Source organism: Pseudomonas sp. On1 (genome assembly GCF_033783325.1).
On the sequence record NZ_JAWPOA010000002.1, the window covers coordinates 84,616 to 110,881 of the forward strand.

24 protein-coding genes and 1 tRNA gene are annotated in these 26,266 nt (G+C 63.1%); 5 read left to right on the forward strand and 20 right to left on the reverse strand.

What is annotated here, in order from left to right; translation table 11 throughout:
• Positions 1–102: 102 nt before the first annotated feature.
• From R5C80_RS02645 to yaaA, 14 genes are all read right to left on the reverse strand, one after another.
• Positions 103–567: a hypothetical protein gene (locus tag R5C80_RS02645; RefSeq protein WP_023632535.1), complete on the reverse strand. Its 465-nt coding sequence runs from the start codon at positions 565–567 to the stop codon at positions 103–105.
• A gap of 142 nt (positions 568–709) precedes the next feature.
• The gene (locus R5C80_RS02650; protein ID WP_094011734.1) at positions 710–2,164 is read right to left on the reverse strand and encodes a mannose-1-phosphate guanylyltransferase/mannose-6-phosphate isomerase; all 1,455 of its coding nucleotides are present in this window, start codon (positions 2,162–2,164) and stop codon (positions 710–712) included.
• A gap of 35 nt (positions 2,165–2,199) precedes the next feature.
• Positions 2,200–2,847 carry an alginate O-acetyltransferase AlgF gene (locus R5C80_RS02655; RefSeq protein ID WP_038706783.1) on the reverse strand — a complete coding sequence of 216 codons (648 nt, stop codon included), beginning with the start codon at positions 2,845–2,847 and terminating at the stop codon, positions 2,200–2,202.
• A gap of 20 nt (positions 2,848–2,867) precedes the next feature.
• Positions 2,868–4,028 carry an alginate O-acetyltransferase gene (locus R5C80_RS02660; protein ID WP_038706782.1) on the reverse strand — a complete coding sequence of 387 codons (1,161 nt, stop codon included), beginning with the start codon at positions 4,026–4,028 and terminating at the stop codon, positions 2,868–2,870.
• 10 nt (positions 4,029–4,038) lie between these two features.
• On the reverse strand, positions 4,039–5,499 hold the full coding sequence (locus R5C80_RS02665; protein WP_038706781.1) for an MBOAT family O-acyltransferase: 1,461 nt from the start codon (positions 5,497–5,499) through the stop codon (positions 4,039–4,041).
• A gap of 190 nt (positions 5,500–5,689) precedes the next feature.
• Positions 5,690–6,793 (reverse strand): mannuronate-specific alginate lyase, encoded by a 1,104-nt coding sequence (locus R5C80_RS02670; RefSeq protein ID WP_038706780.1) that lies wholly within the window; start codon positions 6,791–6,793, stop codon positions 5,690–5,692.
• 7 nt (positions 6,794–6,800) lie between these two features.
• Positions 6,801–8,243 (reverse strand): alginate O-acetyltransferase, encoded by a 1,443-nt coding sequence (locus R5C80_RS02675; protein ID WP_023630479.1) that lies wholly within the window; start codon positions 8,241–8,243, stop codon positions 6,801–6,803.
• Positions 8,244–8,256: 13 nt separating this feature from the next.
• A complete protein-coding gene (gene algG, locus R5C80_RS02680) occupies positions 8,257–9,813 on the reverse strand; it encodes a mannuronan 5-epimerase AlgG (protein ID WP_319049774.1) in 1,557 nt (518 codons plus the stop codon).
• 18 nt (positions 9,814–9,831) lie between these two features.
• Complete coding sequence (locus R5C80_RS02685) at positions 9,832–11,310, reverse strand: alginate export family protein (protein WP_038706779.1); 1,479 nt, start codon at positions 11,308–11,310, stop codon at positions 9,832–9,834.
• Positions 11,307–12,749: an alginate biosynthesis TPR repeat lipoprotein AlgK gene (gene algK, locus R5C80_RS02690; protein ID WP_319049775.1), complete on the reverse strand. Its 1,443-nt coding sequence runs from the start codon at positions 12,747–12,749 to the stop codon at positions 11,307–11,309. Before algK ends, R5C80_RS02685 begins: the two co-directional genes overlap by 4 nt.
• A 13-nt stretch (positions 12,750–12,762) precedes the next feature.
• Positions 12,763–13,929 carry an alginate biosynthesis protein Alg44 gene (locus R5C80_RS02695; RefSeq protein ID WP_038706777.1) on the reverse strand — a complete coding sequence of 389 codons (1,167 nt, stop codon included), beginning with the start codon at positions 13,927–13,929 and terminating at the stop codon, positions 12,763–12,765.
• A gap of 34 nt (positions 13,930–13,963) precedes the next feature.
• Positions 13,964–15,445, reverse strand: a complete 1,482-nt coding sequence (locus R5C80_RS02700) for a glycosyltransferase family 2 protein (RefSeq protein WP_177182921.1) — start codon at positions 15,443–15,445, stop codon at positions 13,964–13,966.
• A gap of 71 nt (positions 15,446–15,516) precedes the next feature.
• Positions 15,517–16,833, reverse strand: a complete 1,317-nt coding sequence (locus R5C80_RS02705) for a UDP-glucose/GDP-mannose dehydrogenase family protein (protein ID WP_319049776.1) — start codon at positions 16,831–16,833, stop codon at positions 15,517–15,519.
• Between the two features lie 772 nt (positions 16,834–17,605).
• A complete protein-coding gene (yaaA, locus tag R5C80_RS02710; protein WP_094011730.1) occupies positions 17,606–18,385 on the reverse strand; it encodes a peroxide stress protein YaaA in 780 nt (259 codons plus the stop codon).
• A 149-nt stretch (positions 18,386–18,534) separates the two neighbouring features.
• On the opposite strand from yaaA, the gene R5C80_RS02715 reads away from it, so the two are divergent.
• Positions 18,535–19,653: a polysaccharide deacetylase family protein gene (locus R5C80_RS02715; protein WP_319049788.1), complete on the forward strand. Its 1,119-nt coding sequence runs from the start codon at positions 18,535–18,537 to the stop codon at positions 19,651–19,653.
• A gap of 14 nt (positions 19,654–19,667) precedes the next feature.
• On the opposite strand, the gene R5C80_RS02720 is transcribed toward R5C80_RS02715, so the two are convergent.
• Positions 19,668–20,558 carry a bestrophin family protein gene (locus tag R5C80_RS02720; RefSeq protein ID WP_263160158.1) on the reverse strand — a complete coding sequence of 297 codons (891 nt, stop codon included), beginning with the start codon at positions 20,556–20,558 and terminating at the stop codon, positions 19,668–19,670.
• A gap of 192 nt (positions 20,559–20,750) precedes the next feature.
• Here R5C80_RS02720 and R5C80_RS02725 point away from each other — a divergent pair, with 192 nt between their 5' ends.
• Entirely contained in the window at positions 20,751–20,912 is a 162-nt protein-coding gene (locus tag R5C80_RS02725; RefSeq protein ID WP_319049777.1) for a transcriptional regulator, read from the forward strand.
• A 155-nt stretch (positions 20,913–21,067) separates the two neighbouring features.
• Here the strand turns inward: R5C80_RS02725 and R5C80_RS02730 are convergent, their stop codons facing one another.
• From R5C80_RS02730 to R5C80_RS02750, 5 genes are all read right to left on the reverse strand, one after another.
• On the reverse strand, positions 21,068–21,547 hold the full coding sequence (locus R5C80_RS02730; RefSeq protein WP_263160159.1) for a GNAT family N-acetyltransferase: 480 nt from the start codon (positions 21,545–21,547) through the stop codon (positions 21,068–21,070).
• 254 nt (positions 21,548–21,801) lie between these two features.
• Positions 21,802–22,062 carry a DUF3077 domain-containing protein gene (locus tag R5C80_RS02735; protein ID WP_319049778.1) on the reverse strand — a complete coding sequence of 87 codons (261 nt, stop codon included), beginning with the start codon at positions 22,060–22,062 and terminating at the stop codon, positions 21,802–21,804.
• 16 nt (positions 22,063–22,078) lie between these two features.
• The gene (locus R5C80_RS02740) at positions 22,079–22,312 is read right to left on the reverse strand and encodes a hypothetical protein (RefSeq protein WP_023629291.1); all 234 of its coding nucleotides are present in this window, start codon (positions 22,310–22,312) and stop codon (positions 22,079–22,081) included.
• A gap of 346 nt (positions 22,313–22,658) precedes the next feature.
• Entirely contained in the window at positions 22,659–23,363 is a 705-nt protein-coding gene (locus R5C80_RS02745; RefSeq protein ID WP_023629290.1) for a hypothetical protein, read from the reverse strand.
• 123 nt (positions 23,364–23,486) lie between these two features.
• A tRNA-Leu gene (locus R5C80_RS02750) sits at positions 23,487–23,571 on the reverse strand.
• Between the two features lie 109 nt (positions 23,572–23,680).
• Here R5C80_RS02750 and queA point away from each other — a divergent pair.
• From queA to yajC, 3 genes are read left to right on the forward strand one after another with little or no spacing between them, the layout of a single operon-like run.
• Entirely contained in the window at positions 23,681–24,730 is a 1,050-nt protein-coding gene (queA, locus tag R5C80_RS02755) for a tRNA preQ1(34) S-adenosylmethionine ribosyltransferase-isomerase QueA (protein ID WP_046854244.1), read from the forward strand.
• 14 nt (positions 24,731–24,744) lie between these two features.
• Positions 24,745–25,860, forward strand: a complete 1,116-nt coding sequence (tgt, locus tag R5C80_RS02760; RefSeq protein WP_023629281.1) for a tRNA guanosine(34) transglycosylase Tgt — start codon at positions 24,745–24,747, stop codon at positions 25,858–25,860.
• 42 nt (positions 25,861–25,902) lie between these two features.
• Complete coding sequence (gene yajC / locus R5C80_RS02765; RefSeq protein ID WP_023629280.1) at positions 25,903–26,238, forward strand: preprotein translocase subunit YajC; 336 nt, start codon at positions 25,903–25,905, stop codon at positions 26,236–26,238.
• The last annotated feature ends 28 nt before the right edge of the window (positions 26,239–26,266 follow it).

Sequence of the window (26,266 nt, forward strand, 5' to 3'; positions counted from 1 at the left end):
ATACCTGCCCGGCCCTATCGCTGGCAAGCCAGCTCCCACAGGGATCACCGAAGCCCCTGTGGGAGCTGGCTTGCCAGCGATAGGGCCGGTACAGGCAATGAATCAATTGGCGAATGTACCTTGCAGATGCTCGGCACGAAACTCCAGGGTCTGCGGCCGATACCCCGAGCGCAGCGGCGGCAAGGGCAGGCAGTCGCTCCACTCGACGCCCGGCTGCAATTCGCCGGGACCACGGTAGCGGGGTGCTGCATAGGTATTCTCGGCAAGGTTCACGGTATCGCCGGGGGCATAGGCGGCCACGCGCCAGCGCAGCTCGGTGAGCGGCACCTTGTTGCCGTTCTTCATCCGTACTTGCAGGGCGCGGTCGGCGGGGCACTGGTCGGGGGCATAGCTCAGGCGAATGTCCAGGCGGGCCAGCTGCGAGGCCTCGCGAGTGTCCTGCCAGACCACGCCTAGTGCCACCAGGCCCAGGCCGCACACGGCGGCCAGGGAAATCGGCAAGGCCTTGGCGGGATAGCGCAGCAGCAGGACCAGCCAGGTGAGGATGAGCAGGGCGCCGATGATCATGGGAGTGCAGGCCTTGGTGGCGGGGGTTCGACCATCCTAGCCGCAAATTGGGCAGGCCTCCAAAACGCAATCGCGGGGCAAGCCCGCTCCCACGCCGGAAAACTGCGTGGAAGCGAGCTTGCCCCGCGAAGGTGCCCCAGGCTTACTGCGCGATGGTCTTCACCGAAACCCCACGCTCCACCGGCGTGGAAGTTCGCCCATACACATCCTCGAAGCGCTCGATGTCATCCTCGCCCAGGTAGCTGCCGGACTGCACCTCGATGATCTCCAGCGGGATCTTGCCCGGGTTGCGCAGGCGGTGCACCGAGGCGATGGGAATATAGGTGGACTGGTTCTCGGTCAGCAGGAACACGTTCTCGTCGCAGGTCACCTCGGCGGTGCCGGACACCACGATCCAGTGCTCGGCGCGGTGGTGGTGCATCTGCAGCGACAGGCTGGCGCCGGGCTTGACGGTGATGTGCTTGACCTGGAAGCGCCCGCCCATGTCCACCGAGTCGTACGAGCCCCACGGGCGGTAGACCTCGAGGTGATTCTGGGTCTCGGTCCGGCCCTGGGCGTCGAGGGTGTTGACCAGCTGCTTGACGCCTTGGACCTTGTCCTTGTGGGCGATCATCATGGCGTCCTTGGTCTCGACCACCACGATGTTCTCAAGGCCAATCACCGACACCAGCTTGCCATTGCCGTGGATCATGCAGTTGTGGCTGTCCTGCACCACCACGTCGCCCTTGGTGACGTTGCCGTTGTCGTCCTTCTCGTGCACGTCCCACAGCGACGACCAGCAGCCCACGTCGCTCCAGCCGGCCGACAGCGGCACCACGCAGGCGCGCTGGGTCTTCTCCATCACCGCGTAGTCGATGGAGTTGTCCGGGCAGCAGGCGAAGGTGGCTTCGTCGATGCTCAGCACATCGGCGTCTTCGTCGCTGCGCTCCAGGGCCAGCAGGCAGGTGTCGTAGATGTCCGGATCGTGCTTTTTCAGCTCTTCCAGGAAACGGCTGGCGCGGAACAGGAACATGCCGCTGTTCCAGAAGTAGCCGCCGGCGCGGACGAACTCGTTGGCGCGTTTCTCGTCGGGTTTCTCGACGAACTGGGCGACCCGCGCCACGCCCTCGGGCAGCAGCGAATCCTGGCTGGAACGGATGTAGCCGTAGCCAGTCTCGGGCTTGGTCGCCGGCACCCCGAACAGCACCATCTCGCCGCGCTCGGCGGCCACGGTGGCCAGTGCCAGGGCGCGCTGCAGGGCCTTCTGGTCCTCGATCACGTGGTCGGCCGGGAGCACCAGCATCAGCTCGTCACGGCCTTCGTTGACCAGTTTCATCGCGGTCATGGCCACCGCCGGCGCGGTGTTGCGGCCGAACGGCTCCATGAGGATGGCCTGGGTTTCCAGCTTCAGCGCTGCCAACTGCTCCTGGACGATGAACTTGTGGTCCTTGTTGCAGACCACGATCGGGGTGTCCATGCCATCGAACACCAGGCGTTCGATGGTCTGCTGGAACAGGGTGTGTTCGCCGGTCAGCGCCAGGAACTGCTTGGGGAACTGCTTGCGCGACAGAGGCCACAGACGCGAACCGCTACCACCAGAAAGAATTACCGGGATCATCATGTTTCTCCAATAGTCGTTTAGAGGCAGGGGGATCAGTTGCTAGCCACGGGGCGAGTTACCCACACCGGCGACAGGCTGTTGCCGGAACCGGTGACATACAGCACGGCCGCTTCGCCGCGCTCCAGGGCGACGGGCTTGACGTCGCCGACTTTCTTGTCGCCTGCATACAGGGCAAGGTTGACCTTGACCGGGTTGATTTCACGTTCGCCACGGCCCTTGGCCGCCACTGGCTGGACCACCTCGGTCTTGCCGTCGGCGGTCTTCAGGCTCAGCGACTGGTCGCTGAGGTTCTGCACCCGCACCAGGGCCTTCTGCTTGTTCTTGAATGGTGGCTCCTCGATCAGCTGCGGGTTGCCGCCATTGTTGTTGACCAGGGTGTAGTACTTGTCGGCGGCCAGCTTGACCGGCACGCTCTTGCCGCCGACCTGGGCGGTGTAGTCGCCGCCGGGCAGGAAGCTGAAGTCGCTGCTGGCCTGGGCGCCGACCTGCTTGATCTGGGTGTTGCCGACGCTGGCGGCGGTGGGGCTGCTGGCGGCGTTGTACAGGCGCACGAAGGTCGAGCCCTTCGGCGCGCTCGGGCCATAGAGGGCGGCATCGGCGCCAGCGAAGGCCTGCATCGAGGCCAGGGACAGGCCGGCGGCGAGGGTGAGGGCTTTGGCAATGGAAGTCTTGGTGGTCATGTGCGTGTTCCTCTCTATCTTCAGTGGTCCGTCCGGTTGGACGACAGGGCCAGGTTTTCTTCGGATTTGCGGGAGTTCTTCAGCTGTGCGATCCACTGCGGATCGAAGGCGCTGAGGTCGTTCTTCATTGGCAGATACCGTTCAGGGAATTCCCACACCACGACCTGTGGCGGGGCATTTTTGAAAGCGTCGCTTTGCAGGTACTTGAGCATCGGCAGCAACGGCCCGTGGCCGTCTTCGGCGTAGTTGGCGACGTCGCTGCGCAGGGCCTGCTGCAGGGCGCCGAGGAAGTTCCAGTGCGGGTTGGCGCTGTAGCTGGTGCCTACCAGCGCCACCGGGATGCGGCTGTCGTCGAACAGCGCGTCGCCACCCTCGGCGCCCTCGGCCTGCACCGGATGGGTCTTGCGTTGTTGCAGGGTGTCGGGGCTGGGCAGCAGGTTGCTGAACAGCGGATCCAGCGGCAGGAAGTTGGTCAGGTCGCCCTTGTAGGGCGCGCTGGCGCCGGCCTCGGTGATGTACGCCTGTGGCTCGCCGGTGAGCAGGTGCTGGCGGTCGACGGCTTCGGCCAGCGATTGCGCGACCACTTCGGCGCCCATCGGCGTCCAATGGGTGTCGGTACGCAGGAACACCTGGCCGCGGGCCTTGGCCTGCTCCAGCGGTGCCAGCAGGTCAGGGGCGAACACATTGGCCTGGCGCGCCTGGGCGTGGAACTGGTTGAACAGGTCGTCGTGCAGGCTGGCCGGTGTCTCTTTGCCGATGTATTCGGAATATAGGCGGGCCTTGGCCGGGACGATCGCCAGCACCAGTTGCACGCCCTGGCGTTGCAGTGTGTCACGCACCCCGCGCACCAGCGCCAGGTTGTCCTGCATTTGTTGCTGCGCGCCGACGGTGGGGTTGAATTCCTCGTCGGTGAACAGCCACTGGTCGCGGCCCAACACCACGCCAGGGCGGCCTTCGTTGAACAGCTTGAAGTCCAGCGCGGCCCACAGGTTGGTGCCGACGCGCTTGATCGGGAACTGCTCGTCGTAGTGGGTTTCGGCGGCCTTGGCCAGCTTGCCGTCGAGCAGGGTCATCTGCCCGGTGCGGTTGAAGCTTTCCAGCCCGCCGACCGACCATGCGCCCAGCCCGACGAGCAGGCCCATGAACGTCAATGAATAGGTGATGCGAAGTGTCCGGTTCATGATTCAGGCCTCAGAACTGGAAGTACAGGAACGGGGAGTAGCTCTGCGCCGAGAGCTTGAGTACCGAGGCGGCGAACAGCAGCAGGACCAGGGCGCGGGTCATGACCCGGGTCCAGTCCAGGCCCAGGGAACCATCGGCATTGACCTGCACCGGGGTGCGCGGAGCTTGTTTCGGCGCGGCATTGCGGTAGAAGTCGCGCAGGCCGAAGAACGCCAGGGTGAGGTAGGCGACGACCAGCGTCGCGACCTGCAGGCCTGTTAGCTGGGCGCTGTTGATTTCCGACAGCTGCCAGTCGCCGAAGCTGAACATGGCGCCGTACATGCGGGCGGCCACGTGCAGGTTCTCGGCGCGGAAGATTACCCAGCCGACCACCACCAGCAGGAAGGTGAAGGCCCATTTCACCGGGTTGAACCGCTGCGGGTTGGTGTCCAGCCCCAGCGCGCGCTCGATGGCCAGCCACAGGCCGTGCCAGGCGCCCCAGATGATGTAGGTGAAGTTGGCGCCGTGCCACAGCCCGCCCAGCAGCATGGTCAGGAACAGGTTGCGGTAGGTGTTGAAGGTGCCTTTGCGGTTGCCGCCCAGGGTGATGTACAGGTAGTCGCGCAGCCAGGTCGACAGGCTGATGTGCCAGCGCCGCCAGAACTCGGTGATCGACTGGCTGATGTAGGGCTGCTTGAAGTTTTCCATGAAGCGGAAGCCCATCATCAGGCCCAGGCCGATGGCCATGTCGCTATAGCCGGAGAAGTCGAAGTACAGCTGCGCGGTGTAGGCCAGGGCGCCGAGCCAGGCATCACCCGTGGTGGGGTTCTGCAGGGCGAAGCAGTGGTCGGCGACCACCGCCAGGGTGTCGGCGATGAACACCTTCTTGATGAAGCCCTGCATGAAGCGGGTGCAGCCTTCAGAGAACTTGTCCAGGGTATGGGTGCGGTTGTTGAACTGGTCGACCAGGTCCTTGAAGCGCAGCACGGGGCCGGCGATAAGGTGCGGGAAGATCGCCACGAAGGCCGCGAAGTCGATCAGGTTGCGCGTGGCCGGGGTGTCGCCGCGGTACACGTCGATGATGTAGCTGATCGACTCGAAGATGTAGAACGAGATGCCGATCGGCAGCAGCACATGGGTGAGGATGAATGGCTCCAGCCCCATCGAGGTCATGATCGCATTGAGGCTGTCGACGCCGAAGTTGGCGTACTTGAAGTAGCCGAGGATGCACAGGTCGACGCCCACGCCGAGCAACAGCCAGCGCTGCGCGGGCTTGGTGCGCACGCCGGCGGCGCCGACTTTCAGGCCGATCCAGTAGTTCCACAGGGTGACCCCGGCGAACAGGGCGAGGAAGTCCACCCGCCACCAGGCGTAGAAGATGTAGCTGGCAACCAGCAACAGCAGGTTGCGATAGCGATTCCCGCTCACGTAGTACAAGCCGAGGAAAACCGGCAGGAACAGGAACAGGAACACGTTGGACGAGAAGACCATCCCGGTTCTCCTAGTTATGCACAGCACCTGGGGCACAGCGCCCCCCAAACCCCCCACGAAAATGCAGGGGAAACCTATACCTCTGTGGGAGCGGCGGTTCGCCGATGCGACTTGCCCCGCGATGGCGTCAGCAGGGCCAACACCATTGCCCATTCGGGCCTCATCGCGGGGCAAGCCCGCTCCCAACGACTTACTGCTTCATTTCGGCTTTTGGGTCATAGACCCGCGTCACATCGCCACCCAGCCGGAAGCTGTTGAACGGCTGCATATCATGCTTGCGCTCTAGGGTGTCGCCGACGCACTGGTACAGCGCGCACCACGGCTCGAGCCAGGCGTACTTGCTGTCGATCTTCAGGTCCTTGAGGTCCTGCTTCACGCCGGCGCGGGTGTTGAAATGAACAGGGTCGCGGGCGCCGGCCAGCACGCCTTCGCCAAGCCGTTGCAAGGCGAAGTTGTTTTCCTTGCGCAGGTCCACGCCGTTGGCCTGGGCGAAGCTGGCGATCATCGCCAGCGGCGGCAGGGCGTAGTTGTGGTAGGCCAGGGCGCGTTGCTTGCGCTTGACCTCGTTGGGCAGGAAGCCCTGTTCGTCGACCTGGTTGACGCCGACCTTGTATTCCTTCACCGCCCAGTCGAACAGCTCTTGCTGGTCGGTGGCCACGGCGGTGGCCATCACCGACCAGGCCGCCCAGTAGCTGTGGTTGTTGATCTTCTCCAGCGGCAGGTCGCTCCAGTCGCGCACGGTCTGGCGCGCCAGGCGCACGAACCATTTCTCGATCTGCTCGGCTTCGGCGCGGTGCGCCGCCAGTGGCTGCGAGTTGGAGAACTTCAGGCGCAGCCACGAGCCGCTCATGCTGCCCAGGGCCCATTTGCGCATGGATTTGCCGGTATGGTTGTAATCGGTGGACATCAATGCATCGGCGCGTGCCCAGGTGTCGAGCCAGGTCAGGGCGCAGTCCAGTTGCGCCGGGCGGCCATCGCGCATGTACTGGCCGACCATCTTGCTGACGCCTTTCTCGAGGGTGGTGATGTCCTCGGTGGATTTGCGGAAGGCTTTTTCCGAGGCGACATTGAGCGTCGCCCGGGCCTTGTCCGAACCTTCGTACTTGCTGCGGAACTGCAGCGCGCCGGTATAAGGCTTGGGCGCGGCTTCGCAGCGGAAATTGCCGTCGCCGGTCTTGAGCTTGTCGATGCCCTCGTAGTAACCCTGGGGCGGCACCAGCGCGGCCTGCGCCGCGCCGCCGAACAGGGCGAGGGCGAGCAGGGCGGGTGCGGTCTTGCTGCTTATGGTGGTCATGGTCGCCTCACTGGCCAGCTTGCGCGGTGTGCTGCGCGGGGCTGGCGAAGTTGTTGCGTTTGCAGAGTTTGGCTTCGACTTTCTGCGTACCGCTTTCTGGCCCTTGGACCTCCAGGGCGAGCAGGTTCTGGCCTGCCCAGTCTTCGTCCTCGCGCATCTGGAAGACGAAGCGCCCGTCGGTGTCGGAGGTCTCGGGCTTCTCGATCTTGATGTCCTCGTGGCGGCCGTTGAGGTACCACAGGGTGGCCTGCAGCACCTTCACCGAGGTGTCCTCGAACTTGATGTCGAGCTGGTGGTTGCGGTTGACCAGGTCCTTGATCACGCCGTTCTTGCCGTTGACCATCAGCTCGTTCTTGCCGGGCTTGAGGGTGGCGCTGGCGCTCATCTGTGCCGGGCGGTCGTCACAGCCGTCGTCGAGCAGGCCGAGGATCTGCCGCCAGATGGTTTCCTGGTCGAGGCGGTACAGCGGCGAGAACTCCCACACCAGGATCTTCGGCGGGTTGTTCTGGAACTCCTCGCTGCCCAGGTACTGGATCATCGAGCCTTCCAGGCCGCCGCCGGGGAAGGCGACATTGAGCACATCGGCGCCGATGTACTGCTCGAGGAAGCCCGAGAAGTTGTAGTTCTTGCCGCTGTGGCTGGTGCCCACCAGGGTGATCTGCGCGTTGCCCGAATCGCCGAACAGGTCGTCGCCGCCGGCGGCGCCCTTCGGTTCGGTGGCGAACTGGTCCATGTACTGCACCGCATAGCTCGTGCCGCACAGCTGGCCGGCGACGTTGTGCAGGGTGCCGGTCTTGCCCATGCGCCCGGATTTTTTGGTCTCGAATTCCTTGCGCGGGATGCCTTCGAAAGCCGGCATCTTGTGCACGGTGTCGGCCACGATCTTCGCCGCGCGCTCGGCGCCGTAGGGCGTCCAGTGCTGGTCGCCGCGGAAGTAGAAGTCCTTGCCCTGGTCGGCGGCGGCCAGTTGCTCGTTGGTCAGCGGCGACAGGTCGGGCACGTTGTAGCCCATTTTGCTGAAGCGCTGGAGCATGGCCTGGTAGTTGCGCAGGGCCTTCTGGTAGTCGAAGGCGGCCTTCTCTTCGGGGTTGAGCATGTTGCGGTTCACCAGGCCACGGGTCGGCTGGTACACCACCACCAGCTCGACGCCACGCTTCTTGAACGCGTCGTGCACTTGCTGCAGGCGTTTGTAGCCACCCGGGGTGGTGTCGAACTCGGTGCGCAGGTCCTCACGGGTACGGAACAGCCAGTCGCCCTGGGCTTGCACCAGGGTGGTGAAGTTCTGCTGGTAGCGCGTGGTGTAGCGGCTGGCATCGTGGGCCTCGGGGCACAGCTGGCAGCAAGGTTCGGCGCTGAAGGTCGGTGCCTGGACGTCTTCGGCGCGCACGCCCTGGCTGATGGCCAGGAGGGCGGCGGACAGGCCCAGCAGTTTCATCAGGTGTGGAGTCATGGTCTGGGCTTCCTTAGTCGATCATTTCGGTCTGGCGTTCGACCGGGTCGATCAGCACGGCCTTCTGCTGGCGCACCAGCAGGTCGAGGATTTCGTCCTGGCGTTCGCCGAGCACGCCGTTGAAGCTGATGCCGTTGGCCTTGCGCGGCATCAGCATCGACACCTTGTACAGCTCCACCGACAGCGGCGAATCGATCGACAGCGGACCTGAACCGTTGGCCGCCAGCTCGCCGCCGACCACGATCAGCGACACTTTGGTATCGAACGGGTCGAGGGCAATGTCGCGGTCGGTGTCGGACAGGTCCTTGATGTGGCCGTATACGCCCACCAGGCCGTTGGCCATGGCGACGTTCTCGTACAGGCGGATGTTCACGCTGTTGCGCACGCGGATGCCGTGGCGGCGATTGTTGATCAGCTTGTTGCCCCAGATCAGGTTGTCGCCGCTCTCGTACAGGGTGATGCCGTCGGTGTGGTTGCGGTAGATCTCGTTGTAGGCGATCAGGTTGTTGACGCTGTTACGGTCGATCACCACCCCCGAGAGCTTGTTGTCGTAGCTCTTGTTGTTGATGATCCAGCTGTCGTTGACCTCACGGGAGACGATGATCCCGTGCTTTTTCTTGGTGCCGTACACGGTGTTGCCGGCGATGATCAGGCGGTGCGAACGGTCGTGGGGGTCGATGCCGTAGACGATGTTGTCGCGGTAGGTGCTGTCCTTGACCACGAAGTCGCTGGTCTCATAGCAGTAGAAGCCGTACCACATGTCGCTGAACTCGGAGCCGATGATCCAGCCGGTGGGTTCCGGGCGGCCCATCTGCTTGGCCATGTTCGGCGTGTACTGCGAGATGCTCACGCCATAGGACTTGGATTTGGCGTAGCCGAAGCTAGCCATCTTGCTGTTGACGATATAGGTCTCGGTGCCGCCCCAGCTGAGCAGGAACGGGCGGAATTCATCGGGCTTGCGGAAGGTCGCCGGGCCATTGGCCTGCTCGCGCCATCCGGTGACCTGGGTGTCGCTGACAAACAGCTTGCCGTCGTTGACGATGAACGAGCCGCCTTCCTCGGACAGGCGCAGCTCCTTGACCTTGCCGTCGATCTCCAGCACGCCCTTGCGCCCGACCACGATCGGCAGGCGCGCCAGGTACACGCCAGGTGCGGTTTCACGCAGGTACTGGCTGGGCACTTTCTTGCTCAGCTCCACCAGGTCGACGTGGCCGTCATCGACGAAGATCGCCTGGGGGATGCCGTGCTGGCGGCGGACCCACTCGGCGCCCTTGTTGTCGCCGCCGATGAACTCCTTGAGGGTGTCCTCCTGGAGCATGCGGCGCACGCTGACCTTGCCCTTGTGCTGGCGGTCGATCTTCTGCTGCACGGCCTGGGCGGTGTAGCCGGACAGGTCGGGCAGCTTGGGCGGGTCCATCTTCAGCGGCTCGATCGGCGCGCTGGAGACGGTATAGGTCTTGGCCTGTTGCAGCCCTTTGGCCATCTCGGACTCGGCGGCCTGGGCAAGGCCGCCGGCCAGCAGCAGGGCGCTGGCGAGCAGGCTGTGGCGAAGGTTCGGGTGCAGGTTCATGGCTATCCTCTCCCGGCCTCAGTAGCGCCAGATCACGTCGACGAAGGCGCGGTGCATGTACGAGTCGGCCTCTTTGCCGTAGGCGTCTCCCGGCTTGAACACACCGGCGCGCAGGCGCACCAGAGCCGACGGTTCGTCGATCGACTGGCTGATCGAGGCCGGCAGCAGGCCCTGCTTGAAGTACTTGGTCACGACCACGTCCATTTCCTGGCCGAGGTCTTTCTCGCCCTGCACCAGCGGACGGTTGATACCGCCGTCGTCGACCACGGCGTTGATGCCGCTGGACCCGATGTTCTGCTTGCCGTCGACACGCCAGAACTTGTGGTAGATGAAGCTGGCGTCGTAGTCGTCGCGCAGCTGCCAGGAGGCGAACAGGGTGGCCGCCTGCAGGTTGCCCAGTTCGCCGCGGAAGGCTTCACCGAAGCGATGTACGCGCGAGCGGGTGCCAGTGAAGTTGGAGCGGTTGCTCTCAAGGCCGGTCTGCTCGAAGTTGTTCGAGCCGTTGCTGCCACCGCCGCCGCTGCCCCGGGCGTAGGCTGCACCGACCTGCCACTGCGGATCGAGGCGCAGGCGGATGCCAAGATCGGTTGCCCAGGCGTTGACGTCACCGCTTTGCTTGCCGGTGGCGATCTGGTCGTTGCCCACCACCTGGCTGCTGAGCGTATCGCGATCGCCGGTCAGCCAGGTGACGCTGCCCCAGTAGTTGACAGTGTGGTCGTTGCGCCAGTTGTAGGCGTCGCTGTTGGCTTCCAGGCCCAGCCAGGTGAGGTCGCCGGTGCGCGTCTTGTCGAGGGCATCGACGGTTTCGCCGGGGCTCTTCAGGCTGCCGCCGTCATGGCTGTGGTGGGCGCGCAGGCCAACCCAGTGGCCGGGTGTCCATTGCGTGGCGACGTTGCCGTAGACATGGGTGCGGTCCTTGTCTTCGGGGGCCAGTTCGGTGAGGTCGGTGCGGTACTCGCTGAAGCGCTGGGCAACGCCCAAGTCGGCCTTGAGCAGAGTGGTATCGAAGGTCCAGTTCAGCGCTTCGATGTTGGTGTCGCGCCACATGCCATCGTCGCTGCGCAGACGCTGGCGGCCGAAGCGCAGCTGCTCACCTGGGTAGGGGGTCAGGCCGCTGTAGCCGACCCAGAATTCGCGCATGGCCAGGTAGCTCTTGTCCGGCTTGCGGCTGTCGTCGCCGTTGTCGCTGGTGGTGCCGTCGTCGTTCTGGCGCAGGGTGTCGGTTTCGATGATGTCGGTGGCGGCCACTGCCTGGCCCATGGCGAAGGCACTCCAGTTGCCGCGTTCGCCGTACACCCAGGGGCGCAGGTCCAGGCCCAGGCCGTTGACGTCGCCGCCGGAGCGGGTGCCCAGGTCACGGTCGTCCTCGGACTGGCCGGTGATCTTCACGTCGAGGCCGAAGTTCTTCTGCGCGGTTTCCGCCGCCAGGGTCGGCATCGACCACAGCAGGGCGAAGCCCAGGCCGATGCCGGCTTTCACGAAGGGGTTGAGCGTCATAGCGAATCCTCGGCGTCTACGTCTTCTTTCTCGTCCTGCAGCGCTTCGATGGCCAGTGTGCTGTTGGCGCCTTGGGCCATGCTGCCGCGTGCCTGCGTCTCCTGCGCCAGCAGTTGCTGGGCCTGGTTGCGCTGGTCGGGCGTGAGCTGCTGGTCGAGCTGTTGCAGCAGTTCGCTCGACTGTGGAGTCGGGTTGACCTGGGAGAGCTGCGCGAACACCCAGGCATTGGTCGGCGCCGGGCGGATGCCGTGGCCCTCGCTGAACAGCTGGGCCAGGGCGTAGTCGGCGCTGTTCTGGCCACCACGGGCGGCGGCCAGCAGGTGGTCCACGGCCTTTTGCGGCTCGACCTGGCCCAGGTAGCCACGGCGGTACAACTGGCCGAGGTAGTAGTCGGCGCTGACTTCGCCGGCATCGGCGGCAGCCTGCAGGTGTTCCTGGGCCTTCTGCGCATCGGCGGGCACAGTCTTGCCTTCGTAGTAGAGCCGGCCCAGCAGCAATTCGGCGCGGGGCTGTTCTGTCTCGCGGCCTTTGTCGATATAGGTCATCAGCTGGTCGGTGTCGCCCAGTTCGGGGAAGTCATAGAGCAGCTGCGCCAGGCTCACCCAGGACGCCGGGTTGGCCGGTGCGACCTGCTCGAGCAGGTCCTTGGCGGTCTTCTCGTCGGTCTGGCCGAGGCTGCGGTCGGCCAGCACGCGGGCGACGCTGTCGACCCGGGTGGCGGGCACGGCGCCGCGGGCATGGGCGGCCTTGAGCTGCTCCACCAGGGCGGCCTGTTGGTCGGGCTGGGCACGTTTCTGATAGATGGTGGCCAGTTCCACATAGCAGATATCGGTCGTGGTCAGTGCGGCCTTGCAGATCTTTTCCACCTCGCCCAGGTGCTGGTCGTAGGTGCCTTGCGTGCGATACAGCAGCACCTGGGCCAGGCCGGCTTCAGGGTTGCCGGCGGCGCGCCACTGGTCGATCTGCTGCTGGGCGTTGACCTTGGGGAAGCTCTGCGGGTGTTGCAGGTAGAGCATCGCCAGCGGGATCAGGGTATTCGTCTCACCTCGTTGCGCCGCGAGCTTGAGCAGGGTTTCGGCCTCCTCGCGCTCGGCCTGGGTGCTATCGGGCTTGGCCACCAGCAGGCGGCCGAGGCGCGCCTGGGCACGGGGCGAGGTGGCAGCGGCGGCGCGGTAGGTGGCCTCGGCTTGCTTGAGCTTGGCCGGGTCGCGGGTGCTGACCTGGATGTCCGCGAGGCCGACCTGGGCGTCGCTGTAGCCTAGGTCGGCGAGGGCCTTGTAATTGCGCTCGGCGGTGGCGGTGTCGCCGCGCTTGAGCGCTTCGTTGGCCAGGCGCTGGTCGGGCAGGCCTGCGCAGCCGGCCAGGGTGATGGCGGCGGCCAGGGCGCATGCCCCCAGGCGCAAGCTGTCCCTGTGGGAGCCGGGGTGTCTGCTGGTCATCGGCATGATCCTCTTACAGCCCGCGGGCCACGGCTTTGTCGATCAGCCAGTTCAGCGACGGGCCACGGTCGCTGTTGACCGAGGCCGGGCGGCCGGCGAGTTCGGCCGGCAGGCCGCCGTCGGGCTTGATCTGCACGCGGATGTCGGAGGCCAGGTTGTCGGTGTCCAGGCTCGAGCTGCCGGTGATCCGGCCACTGCGTACTTCATCCTCGCCGGCGATCTGGAAGTTGACCCGGGTGCCCGGCTTCACTTCATCGAACTGGCGGTAGCTGAAGCGCGCCTCGATGGTCGGGGTGCTGGTACGCGGGATCAGCGCGAACACCGGCTGGCCCTTGCTGGCGTACTGGCCGTCATCCACCAGCTGGCGCGAGACCACGCAGTCACACGGGCTGGTGAGGGTGCCGGAGAGTTGCTTGCCGAACAGCTCCTCGACCTTGGCCGGCTCCAGTTGCGAGTCGTCCAGGTGGCCTTTGAGCAGGTCGAGCATGCTGGTATTGAATGTCGCCAGTGGCGCGCCTTTGGCTACGCTGGCACCGTTTTCCACCAGGCTCTGCACGCTGCCATCGCGGGGCATGGTGACATTGGTGGTGGGTACCGCGACCACGCCGGCTTCGGCATGGCTGACGAAGTACAGGCCATACAGCGATTTGGCGACGAAGCCGAACGCCACCAGGCCGACCACGAACACCCCGGCGGTGACGGTGACCGCGCGCAGGCGGCCGAAGGCCGTCAGGCCGGAGCCACCGTCCTTCTGCTTGCGCGCCTTGGTAAAGTTGTCGCGCTGCAGGGTACTGAGTACGTCGCCGGCGCTGATCAACTCGCCGGACAGATGGCTGGTGATGATATGGCGCAGGGTGGCGATGTCGCGCGGCTCCAGGTTCTGGAACTCGGCGCCGGTACGGCCGGTGTCGCGGCTGTTGGTACGTACCAGCAGCTCCACGTCCATCGACAGGCCGAGGTTGTCGACCACGAACTGCAGGCGGCCGCGCAGCACTTCGCCTTCGGCCAGGGGCTTTGGCGCATGGAAGGACAGGCCCCCGGCGGACAGGTCGTCAACCTTCACCTCGTGTGGCTCGCGGTTGCCGTCCAGGTAGCGCAGTTTGGCGGGGATGCGCACCCGGGCATGCTGGCGCTGCGCTTCGGATTCATGCACGACGTTGACGTTCACGGCGGTATTCATGGCGATATTCGTTCCTGTTATCCGATCCGGGGGCTCACACGACCATGAACAGCACGGCGACGAAGACGCTCGCGGCCGAGAAGGTCATGGTCCGCGAGGACCAGGTGTTGAACCATTGTTGAAAACTTGCGAGGTCGCGCTTGAGGGCAGTGGGCTGGCGGGTCCAGGACTGCTTGTCGAGACGGAAGAACACGTAGATCTTCATCACCGCGCCGACGATCTGGTTGTAATAGAGGATCAGCGGGTAGGCGGGGCCGACGTTGTGGCCCGAGCACAGCAGCATGATGGTGAGGATCAGGCGGGTGATGCCGATCCACAGCAGGTACACCAGCAGGAACTGCAGGCCGAACTTGAAGCTGGCGATCACCGCCACGGTCAGGCCCAGCAGGCTGGTCCACATCGACACGCGCTGGTCGAGCAGGACGATGCTGGTGAATAGCCCCAGGCGCTTGAGGCCCAGGCCCAGGGCACGGGAGTTCTGCCGCAGGTTGTTGCCGTACCAGCGGTACATCAGTTTGCGGCTGGCCTTGACGAAGCTTTTCTCCGGCGGGTGCTCCACCGTGTTGATCGCCGCGTCAGGCACGTAGAAGGTGTCGTAGCCCAGGCGCATCAGGCTGAACCAGCTCGACTTGTCGTCGCCGGTGAGGAACTTGAAGCGGCCTAGGCGCCAGTGCATCAGCGAGTCGCTCTCGACGTCGGCGATGAACTCGGGGTTGGTCACTACGCTTGCGCGGAACATCGACATGCGCCCGGTCATGGTCAGCACGCGCTTGCTCAGGGCCATCGAGCACATGTTGATGTGGCGCTGGGCGAAGCGCAGCTTGTGCCACTCGCTCATGATGTAGCCGCCGCGCACTTCGCAGAACTCGTTGGTGGTCAGGCCACCGACGTTGGGGTAGAGCTTGAACCACGGCACGGTCTTGCGCACCACGCCTTCGGCCAGCACGGTGTCGCCGTCGATCACCGCGACCACGGCGTTTTCGTCCGGGAGCATCCGCGAGATGGCGCGGAAGCCATAGGCCAGGCCGTCGCGCTTGCCGGTGCCGGCGATGCGCACGATGTCCAGGGTGACGTGTCCGGGCGGGTTGTACTTGGCCCACAGGCTCTTGACCAGCAACTCGTCGGACTTCTCCACCAGCGAGCAGACCACCGTGGTGGGGAAGCCACAGTCGATCGCCTCGCGGATCACCGAGCTGTAGACCTGGGCGGTGGTCAGCGCATCGATGCGGAAGCTGGTGACCATCAGGTACACATGCGACGGGTCGGCGGCCTGGCCGAGCTTCTGCACCTTGCGGCGCAGGTACGGGTAGACCAGGTACAGGAAGATCATGCCGCGGATGAAGTGGGTGGCGCCCATGGAGTAGCGCCAGATGCCGACAGCGCCGACCAGGAAGATGAAGTGCTTCGATTGCGAATCGAAGATATCGCTGGGCAGGGCCAGGGCGATCAGCATGAGCAGGCTCATGTAGAGCAGCCAGCCGGCGCACTGCAACAGCACTGTCTGGAACCTTTGCATGTTCGGCATCCGTCGAGAATTCGGGGTGGGAAGGGCGGCGCGCTGGGGAGGGACGCGCCGCCCGACCGGGTTTACCAGCAGATGCCTTCGGTGCGGCTGGTGGTGCAGGTCGGCTTGTTCATGAAACCGACCAGGTCGATCACTTGCTTGCCGGCCGGCGCCTGTTGGGCCAGGGCTCGGAATTTCTCGTCACGGTTGCCCAGCACGATGATGTCGGCGTCGTTCACCACCTGCTCGAAGTTGGCGTTGAGCAAGGAGGACACATGCGGAATCTTCGATTCGATGTATTCCTTGTTGGCGCCGTGCACCCGGGCGTATTCGACGTTCTGGTCGTAGATGTCCAGCTGGTAGCCCTTGCCGATCAGGCGCTCGGCCAACTCCACCAGCGGGCTTTCGCGCAGGTCGTCGGTACCGGCCTTGAACGACAGACCCAACAAGGCGACTTTGCGCTTGTCGTGGCTCTCGATGATGTCGAAGGCGTTCTGCACCTGGGATTCGTTGCTGCGCATCAGCGAGTCGAGCAGCGGCGCCTTCACGTCCAGGCTCGAGGCGCGATACGTGAGGGCACGTACGTCTTTGGGCAGGCACGAGCCGCCGAAGGCGAAGCCTGGGCGCATGTAGTACTGCGACAGGTTGAGCACCTTGTCCTGGCAGACCACGTCCATCACATCGCGACCATCCACGCCGACAGCCTTGGCGATGTTGCCGATCTCGTTGGCGAAGGTGACCTTGGTCGCGTGCCAGACGTTGCAGGTGTACTTGATCATCTCGGCCACTTCGATCGGCTTGCGGATCACCGGGGCATCGAGTTCTTCGTACAGGGCTTGCAGGACGTCGCCGCTGGCGCTGTCCAGCTCGCCGATGACGGTCATCGGTGGGTGGTCGTAGTCGTTGATCGCGGTGCTTTCGCGCAGGAACTCGGGGTTGACCGCCACGCCGAAATCGACACCGGCCTTCTTGCCCGAGCAGTCTTCGAGGATCGGGATTACCACGTTCTTGACGGTGCCCGGCAGCACGGTGCTGCGCACCACGATGGTGTGACGGCGGGTAGTGTCGCGCAGCACGTAGCCGATCTCGCGGCACACCGACTCGATGTATTCCAGGCCCAGGTCGCCGTTCTTCTTGCTCGGTGTGCCGACGCAGATCATCGACACGTCGCTGGCGCGGATGGCTTCGGCGAAGTCCGTGGTGCCGCGCAGACGGCCATTGGCGATGCCTTGCTGCAGCAACTCTTCCAAGCCCGGTTCGACGATGGGCGACTTGCCCTGGTTGATCAGGTCGATCTTGGTGCTGGACACGTCCACCCCAATCACGTCATGGCCTCGTGCCGACAGGCAACCGGCACAGACTGCACCCACATAACCCAAACCAAAGATGCTGATACGCATCGCATTCACCTCATGTGTTTATCACGCCAGCCCTTCAGCGAAGAGCCGACCGGGTTGATTGACCAGCAGTTTTCGGGCGCACGGTTCCATGGCGAATTGACACTTCACCGAACGCAGGCATGAATAAATCCGGAGCGCAAAAAGTTCTGCACTCAAAGTTGGCAGTCAAAGGCCAATATTTAAAAGGCGTGCCCTGAAATGCAGCCGTCTTTATTGCAAATCGCCGTTCGCGAATTGCTGTGCTTGTTTTTTCAAGTGGATAAATCCTTTGAAATCAACCACTAGGACGAATTTTAGGGGCGCTTGTCTCCTGCATGGATAATGGCTTCAGGCACTTCCTGTACCGCCGTTGAAGTTCTCGGGCCGGTTAGGGATGGCGGCCCTTTGTCATCTGTAAGTCATTTCTCACGTTCAGCGCTTGAAACTCGTTACGGGTGCTATGAGCCATTGGGCGTAGTAGAAGTTCCTGAGGTGGTTGCCCCACGGTGAAAGATTTCTAAATATTTTTTCAGAGGGAAATACTTTCAATCTGATAGCACGGCGCAGTTTCGTCCCCGTATATAAAGGGTGAAAACGAAGCGCGATGGTTATATGCCAGCATGCGAAAATTTTTTTCAAAATCCGTCAAAAAACTACGAACGGTCTTATGGCGTTTTGCGATAAGGATAATGGGGATGGTTTTTTGGCGTCTGTTATTTGGCGATTTTCAGGCGCAAGCGTGCCCTATTGCGGGGCAGGGGTGGGATGGGGGCGCAAAGCGCCCCCGGGGCCATCAGCCCTCAGCGTGATCGCGCAGGAACACCAGGTGATCTGGCTTCGACTGCTCGGCACTATAGTAGTAGCCCTGCGCATCGAAGCGCTTGAGCTGCTCGGGGTCGTTGACCCGCTCCTGGATCACGAAGCGGCTCATCATCCCGCGGGCTTTCTTGGCATAGAAACTGATGATCTTGTACTGGCCGTTCTTCAGGTCCTTGAAGTCGACGTCGATCACCCGCGCCTTCAGGGCGCTTTTCTTCACCGCGCTGAAGTACTCGTTGCTGGCCAGGTTCAGCAGCACGTCGTCGCCCTGGTCGGCCAGGGCCTGGTTCAGCCACTCGCTGATGCGCGTGCCCCAGAAGGCATACAGGTCCTTGCCGCGGCCGTTGGCCAGCTTTGTGCCCATTTCCAGGCGGTAGGGCTGCATCAGGTCCAGCGGACGCAGCAGGCCGTACAGGCCCGAGAGCATGCGCAGGTGATCCTGGGCATAGCTGAAATCGTCCTCGCCCAGACTTTCGGCATCGAGCCCGGTGTAGACGTCGCCCTTGAACGCCAGTAGCGCCTGCTTGGCGTTGGCCGGGGTGAAATCCGGGGTCCAACTGCCGAAACGCGCGGCATTGAGGCCGGCGAGCTTGTCGGAGAGGTGCATTAGCTCGGCGATTTGCGCCGGCGACAGCTCGCGCAGTTGCACGATCAGCTCCTGGGAATCGTCCAGGTACTGGGGCAAGGTATGGCGTTGGGTCACCGGCGGGGTGTCGTAGTCGAGGGTCTTGGCGGGGGAAATCACCGTCAGCATCGGGTCGGCTCCTGGAATCGTCGGGCGAATTCTACGGGGCTGCTGGCGCAACGCCAAACTATGGCGACGATAGTCAGCGAACATCGCCACAGGCAACCGGCGGCTGTCGCGTTATAGTGCGCGCCAAGTCTTCTAGGAGAATGCACATCGTGCGTATCGCGTTTGCCCTGCTAGCCGGGCTCCTGAGCCTTGGCGCGCAGGCGGCCCCGGCCGACTTCGTCAGTTTCGACCGTGAGCGCTGGCCGGAGCAGTTGAATAGCCCGGCTTTGTTCGACGTGGCGTCGCGGGCGGAGATCCTGTCGTTCGCCCGCGTGCTGCACGAAAGCGAGATGCTCGACGAGCCGGCGCTGAAGGCCCGGCTGGGCCTTCGCCAGATCAACCTGACCGTGGTGCGGGCAGTGCGGGCGCGCCTGTGGCAGCGTCTGTGGACAAGCTATCAGCAGGCGCAGCGCAGTTGCGAGCAGGATGCCTCGTTCTGCTACCCGGTGGAATCCATGGCCGATTTGCGTACACAGGCCGCTGTGTTCGCCGAAGATGTCGGCTCGTTCTATACCGAGTGGGTCGAACCCAGCCACCAGTTCCATACCCGTTACCTGGATGAGCAACTGCGCAAGGCTGCGCTGTTTCCGCAGACCACCAGTGAGGTGGCCAAGCTCTCCGATCGTGAACGCAACGGCGAGGAACTCAATGACCGGATGTTCCTGCTGACTTTCGTCAGCGGCCCCGCTCCCCAGGGCGGTAGCACCGATGCGCTGGCTGACTACCTGCGCCGGCAGAAGCTCGACGGGATTTTCTTCGTGCTTGGCAATCGCCTGCAGCAACGGCGCGACGCCGGCCCGCTGGGCGAGCTGTACGCCGGCCAGTGCGTGGGTATCCAGGGCTGGGAATACCGCTCCCATGCCCAGTGGCAGGATTGGCAGGACTCGCTGCGGCGCAGCCAGGCGCGGGTGCAGGCCGACTTGGCCGAGCAGTATGTACCGCTGTTCCGTCCGCCCTATGGGCAGCGCCGCGCCGATGGCGAAGCATTCCTGGACACCCAGCAACTGCGGGTTTCACTGTGGGACATCGACGCTCAGGATGACGGCCCGCTGAGCGCCGAGGCCTCGGCGCAGCGGGTGCTGACGCTGATGCTTTTGTGGCGCAAGGGGGTTATCCAGTTCCGTGACGGCTTGCCCAAGGCCCAGCCGGCGCTGGAGTGGTTGTTGCAGCACACGGCCCAGAGCGGGATCGGTTGGGAAGGCTGTCGGGAGTACGCACGGCTGGAGTAAGCAGGGCCGAGGGCTCAAGGCACGCGGGCCGCACACTGCGCCTCACGCTGCATCGACTCCAGGTTGCGTTCGATGGTCTCGCAGATCGTGTCCATCGGGATCTGATGCTCGCTGATGCGGAACGGGCTCTGCAGGTCCGTGCCGATCCGTTCGATCGCCAGCAACATGAAGCCGACGACCGTCGAAGCCAGCGGTGTGAACCAGCCCAGCGATTCCACCAGCCCCACCGGCACTATCAGGCAGAACAGCGTGATGAACAGCCGTGGGAAGTACACATAAGGGTAGGGCAGCGGCGTATTGGCGATCCGCTCCATCCCGCCCTGGGCGTTGGACATGTCCACCAGCGTCGATTCCAGACGCGCCAGGCGGATGCTGTCCAGTCGCCCGGCCTGGTATTCCTGGGCCAGCAGCGCCGCCGAACCGCTGAGGATGTCGTTGGCGAAATTGTTGGAGCGATTGCGCCGCTCGAACTCGCCGGGCGGTATGAAGGCCATCAGCTCATCCGGGCATTTCTCGTTCTTGAGATGGGCGGCCAGGCAGTTCACATAGGCGATATGCCGACGCAGCAAGGTCGCCTTCACCGGGTTCGGCCCGTCAGCCGGGTCGTCGACCAGCGTCAGCACTTGCCTGGCGAAACTGCGTGAACTGTTCACCAACGCCCCCCACAAGGTGCGCGCTTCCCACCAGCGGTTGTAGGCACTGCTGTTGCGAAAGCTCACCAGCACCACCAGCGCCGAGCCCAGCAGGGTGAGCGGGATCAGCGGCAGGCTGAACTTGCTGTTGAAGAACAGCATGAAGTCGATGGTGACCAGCACGTCCCAGATCAGCAGCCAGAACAGCGACCAGCCGATGTAGCCGAAGGTCTTGACCACCAGGCGGTACTTGCGGGCGAGGAGGGCTTTCACGTTGGGGGAACCTCGAAGCAGGGGATGCAGGTTCCGACGTCTCGGGAGGGGATAAGGTTCGCTGGGATTCGTGGGCAGGGTGTAACGTGGCTTTTCTGTTCAGCACTTAAGAAGAGGCTTACATCAAGCGGTAAGGCTTCTCTCGCGGCGATGGTTTAGGCTCATGACCCACTCACTTTGAGGAAGTCGAGCATGACCAGTGAACTGACGTCATTCAAGATTGCGGATCTACTGGATTCAGAGGCAGCGATTCAGGAATACCTGTCACAGGTACTGGCCGAAGGTGACGCAGATGAAATCATTCGAGCCCAGTCCAATGTCCAGGCCGCACGCTTGCGCACTGCAGATGGCTAGTCCAGCCAGACTCTTTGCACCCGGTATTTTGTACTGCACTGTCGCACGGTGAGCAGAGTTGCAAGCATCGCCAGCGTGGGAGCGGGCTGGCCCCGCGATGGCTGCAACGCAGCCTCAATCCGGGCCACACCGCACACCGGTAAACCATATCAACCTCAGCCCAACACCTGCTTCATCTGCACCAGCGCCACCCGGCTTCCATCCGGCGCCCGCCGCTCCTCGATCCCGAACGGCACAAAACCCAGCTGTGGATAAAGCAGCAGCCCTGCGGTGTTGTGATTGAAACACGATACCCAGACCTCCCGCGCCGCGAACGCTTCGCGAGCCAGGCCGATCATGCACTGCACCAGGTAACGTGCCACCCCCTGACCCCGCGCAGCCGGCGCCACCACCACATTACCCAGCGCGCAGACGCCGCCGTGTTCGGCTTTGTAGAAATTGGCGAAGCCAACGATCACGCCATCGGCCTCGATCACTGTCGAACCGCTGCGCTGCTCAATAGCTTCGCTTAGTTGTGTGGGGGTAAGCGGGTAAGTGGCTTTGGGGAACATATAGAAGAGTTCGTCCGCGCTTTGAGGGAAGCTACAGAGCGTGGCGATGTCGGCAGGTTGGACGGGGCGATGGATAAGTGGCACGGGGAATGTTCCGATGGGACCAGAAGCTATTTACCCTGTGCGGCCGGTAACGTGAAGTCAATGCTGTGGCTCTACAGTAAATTGCACTAACTGTGATTTTCTGTGCAGTCAGGAGTGTCGCAAAGGCTTGGCTAGAGGCGGTAATTCAGCTCGAAAGTCATTAACGCGTAGACGGGCGAGCCCACTCCCATAGGGCTTTATCGAGCGTGTGGGAGCGGGCGCAGCCGATTTAGACGGTAGACGTTGGGTCAGGGCTATTCAGTCGAGCCCCATTGGCGACCCAGCTCAACATCATCCATCACCGCCTTGGCCATATCGCTCATCAAGTGCGCACCCCAGCCAAGGTTGGCCTCACCATCAGTGGCTGCGAGCAAAGTCATGCGCTTCACGCAGGCCATGATCGCGGAGGCTTGTTCCATGGCTGACTTTCCGTCCTGCCCCGGTTCGACCCGGAACAGCGGTTGCTCGCCATCGCCATAGCCGAATCCGGTCACGCCGGTAGTCTTGTCGTTCATCGTGTTTTCTCCCTGTTCAGTGCTTGATCTGCAGCTTGCTCAGTGCCAGTTCCACCAGCCCGCGTGCGGCCTCGATTTCGTGCATCGTTGCCATGGACATACCGCGCGCTGTGCTGGTGACCTGGGTGAGGGCGTTCTGGTGGGTGACGGAGAGGGCGCAGAACAGACGTTCCGAGATCTGGATGAGCAGGTCTTCGAGCGAGTGGGCTGTTTCGGGAGAAAGCGGTGGGTCGGGGACAATCTTCAACATGGTGTGATCCTTACTGAAGGGCCGTCACCATTGCTGTCAAACAAGAGGGTGGCAGCGGTACGTGGGTTGACAGACCGGTCAGTAAGGAAACCCGGCGCACCCGAAGGTGCCCCACGTACAGCCGCCATAGATGGCAAAACTGTGCGAGTTAATTACTGGAGCGGCCTGTCAAAGCCGGTCGCTGATTTGGCAGCGACGGGTCGAGACTAGAGGCCGATCCAGACCATCGCAATGGCTTGAAAGGGGTTAGGAGTATGTTTGGGAAATGGACTACAGGGAATGGGGAAAGTCTTAAAAGACTGGGCGTGAAACGAGCTCGAAGTCGCCAGGCGACGCCTACTCTCATTCAAAGTTCGGCAGAGGATCCACGGTCGCGGAAGCAGGGCGTTGATTTCTTGAGGTCATGACTCGCCAACTCGATGTATCTGATGATTCGCTGGTTGAAATGAGCGTGGTCACTTAGCAGTGCCTTGACGAGCAGGACGATAAGGATAAGCAACACGAGGACTAGGATAGAAATCTTGCCAGCGCCAGAGTTCCAGGATTCGCTTGCCTTGAGTACTTCGATCGAGAGCGGAGCGAGAAAGGTTACAAGTGCGATCAGTACCAGGCTTTGGGACAGGTTCAGGGACTTGGGCGGTGGCGTGCAGATTTTTGCGAACTCTGCCAGCCGAGCGGCTTGAGTGGCGGTCATGCCACTGTCCTGGAGGCGTTGCAGAAAGAGCGCATAGCGAAGAGTGAAGCTGCTTTTCAATGAGGATTGCGATGCGATGGCATGTAGGCGGTACAAGTCCTGATAGTAAGACAGACTGAAGATTTCCCGCGAGAGCCAGAGGGCAGTCATGCACAGTGCAACGCAAACCGCCAAGCCCAGTAGGAGGACGGGGCGGCCATGAAAGTCCGGCGCCTGTGTAAGCAGGACTGTCAGTAGGATGACGCAAAGCCAGATGGGTAGCTTCTCGAGTCGGAGCGGCTGGGTGAAAAGTGCCTGGAAGTAGCGGGGCCTACTGGCTCGATACGCTTTGAGTACTTCATTCCATTCTTCGAACACTGTGGACTCCTGTCTGTTGATCCATCCTTTGCGTGCTGTCCACCCTCAAGGCGTCAGGCTGGGTGACCACTAAAATCCGGCCATAAAAAAAGCCGACCATTTGGTCGACTTCTTTCTGGATCTTGGTGCCCCGAGGGAGACTCGAACTCCCACTCCTTTCGAAAACGGATTTTGAATCCGCCGCGTCTACCAATTCCGCCATCAGGGCTTGTGGCGCCGCAGTATAGAGAGGTCGCCCAAGGTGGTCAATCGGCTTTCATGGTCAATTTTCACGCATTGGGCTAAACTTCCCGGCCCTGTCGAACCCGAACATCATCATGCGCGTCGCCGATTTTTCCTTCGAACTCCCCGATTCCCTGATCGCCCGCCATCCACTGGCCGAGCGTCATGGCAGCCGCCTGCTGGTGCTCGATGGCCCCAGCGGCGAGCTGGCCCACAAGCAGTTCACCGACCTGCTCGACTACCTGCGCCCCGGCGACCTGATGGTGTTCAACAACACCCGGGTGATCCCGGCGCGGCTGTTCGGCCAGAAAGCCTCCGGCGGCAAGCTGGAAGTGCTGGTCGAGCGCGTGCTCGACAGCCACCGCGTGCTGGCCCATGTGCGTGCCAGCAAGGCGCCTAAGGAAGGCGCGCAGATCCTCATCGACGGTGGCGGCGAGGCCGAGATGGTCGCCCGCCACGATACCTTGTTCGAGCTGCGTTTCAGCGAAGAGGTGCTGCCACTGCTCGAGCGCGTCGGCCATATGCCGCTGCCGCCGTATATCGACCGCCCCGACGAGGGCGCCGACCGCGAGCGCTACCAGACCGTCTACGCTCAGCGCGCCGGCGCCGTGGCCGCACCCACCGCCGGCCTGCACTTCGACGAGGCGCTGCTGGAAAAGATCGCCGCCAAGGGCGTCGAGCGCGCCTTCGTCACCCTGCACGTAGGGGCGGGTACCTTCCAGCCGGTGCGGGTCGACAAGATCGAAGACCACACCATGCATAAAGAGTGGCTCGAAGTGAGCCAGGATGTGGTCGATGCCGTGCAGGCCTGCCGCGCCCGTGGCGGGCGGGTGGTCGCCGTGGGCACCACCAGCGTGCGTTCGCTGGAAAGCGCGGCGCGCGATGGCGAGCTCAAGGCGTTCAGTGGCGACACCGACATCTTCATTTTCCCGGGCCGGCCGTTCCATGTGGTCGATTGCCTGGTCACCAACTTCCACCTGCCGGAGTCCACGCTGCTGATGCTGGTCTCGGCCTTCGCCGGTTACCCCGAGACCATGGCCGCCTATGCGGCGGCGGTCGCGAACGGTTACCGCTTCTTCAGTTACGGTGATGCCATGTTCATCACCCGCAATCCGGCGCCACGCGGCCCAGAGGATCAAGCATGAGTCGCACCTGTCGAATGTCGTTCGAACTGCTGGCCACCGACGGCAAGGCCCGTCGCGGCCGGCTGACCTTCCCCCGTGGCACGGTCGAGACCCCGGCCTTCATGCCGGTGGGCACCTATGGCACGGTCAAGGGCATGCTGCCGCGTGATATCGAGGCCATCGGCGCCGAGATCATCCTTGGCAACACCTTCCACCTGTGGCTGCGCCCGGGTACCGAAGTCATCAAGAAACACAACGGCCTGCACGATTTCATGCAATGGAAAGGCCCTATCCTCACTGATTCCGGTGGCTTCCAGGTGTTCAGCCTGGGCGCCATGCGCAAGATCAAGGAGGAAGGCGTGACCTTCGCATCGCCAGTGGACGGTTCCAAGGTGTTCATGGGGCCGGAAGAGTCCATGCAGGTCCAGCGCGACCTGGGCTCGGACATCGTGATGATCTTTGACGAGTGCACCCCGTACCCGGCCGAGCACGACGTGGCGCGCACCTCGATGGAGCTGTCGCTGCGCTGGGCCCAGCGCTCGAAGAACGCCCATGGCGACAACACCGCGGCGCTGTTCGGCATCGTCCAGGGCGGCATGTACCAGGACCTGCGCATGCGCTCGCTGGAAGCACTGGTCAATATCGATTTCGATGGCCTGGCCATCGGCGGCCTGTCGGTGGGCGAGCCCAAGCACGAGATGATCAAGGTGCTGGACTACCTGCCCGCGCAGATGCCGGCTGACAAACCTCGTTACCTTATGGGGGTAGGCAAGCCGGAAGATCTTGTAGAGGGTGTGCGCCGCGGCGTCGACATGTTCGACTGCGTGATGCCCACGCGTAACGCGCGCAACGGCCATCTGTTCGTCGATACCGGGGTGATCAAGATCCGCAACGCGTTCCATCGCCACGATGAATCGCCGCTGGATCCGACCTGCGATTGCTACACCTGCACCAACTTCTCCCGCGCCTACCTGCACCACCTGGACAAGTGCGGCGAAATGTTGAGCAGCATGCTGAATACCATCCACAACTTGCGCCATTACCAGCGCTTGATGGCCGGTTTACGCGAGGCTATTCAACAGGGTAAATTGGCCGCCTTTGTCGACGCCTTCTACGCCAAGCGCGGGCTTCCCGTTCCGCCTTTGGACTGACTGTTCGCAACCATTATTAGAAAATTCCATTAGGAGAGCCCAATGAGCTTCTTTATCCCCGCCGCCTACGCGGACGCAGCAGCACCCGCCGCCGGCCCAGCCGGTACCGGCTTCGAGTGGATCTTCCTGGTTGGCTTCCTGGTCATCTTCTACCTGATGATCTGGCGCCCGCAGGCCAAGCGTGCCAAAGAGCAGAAGAACCTGCTGAGCAACTTGCAAAAAGGTGACGAAGTTGTCACCAACGGCGGCATCGCCGGCAAGATCGTCAAGGTTGCCGATGACTTCGTGGTCCTGGAAGTGTCCGACAATGTCGAGCTGAAGTTCCAGAAGGGCGCCATTGCCGCGACCCTGCCAAAAGGTACGCTCAAGGCTATCTGAGTTACCGGTTTCATTTTTCCAGTCGGGG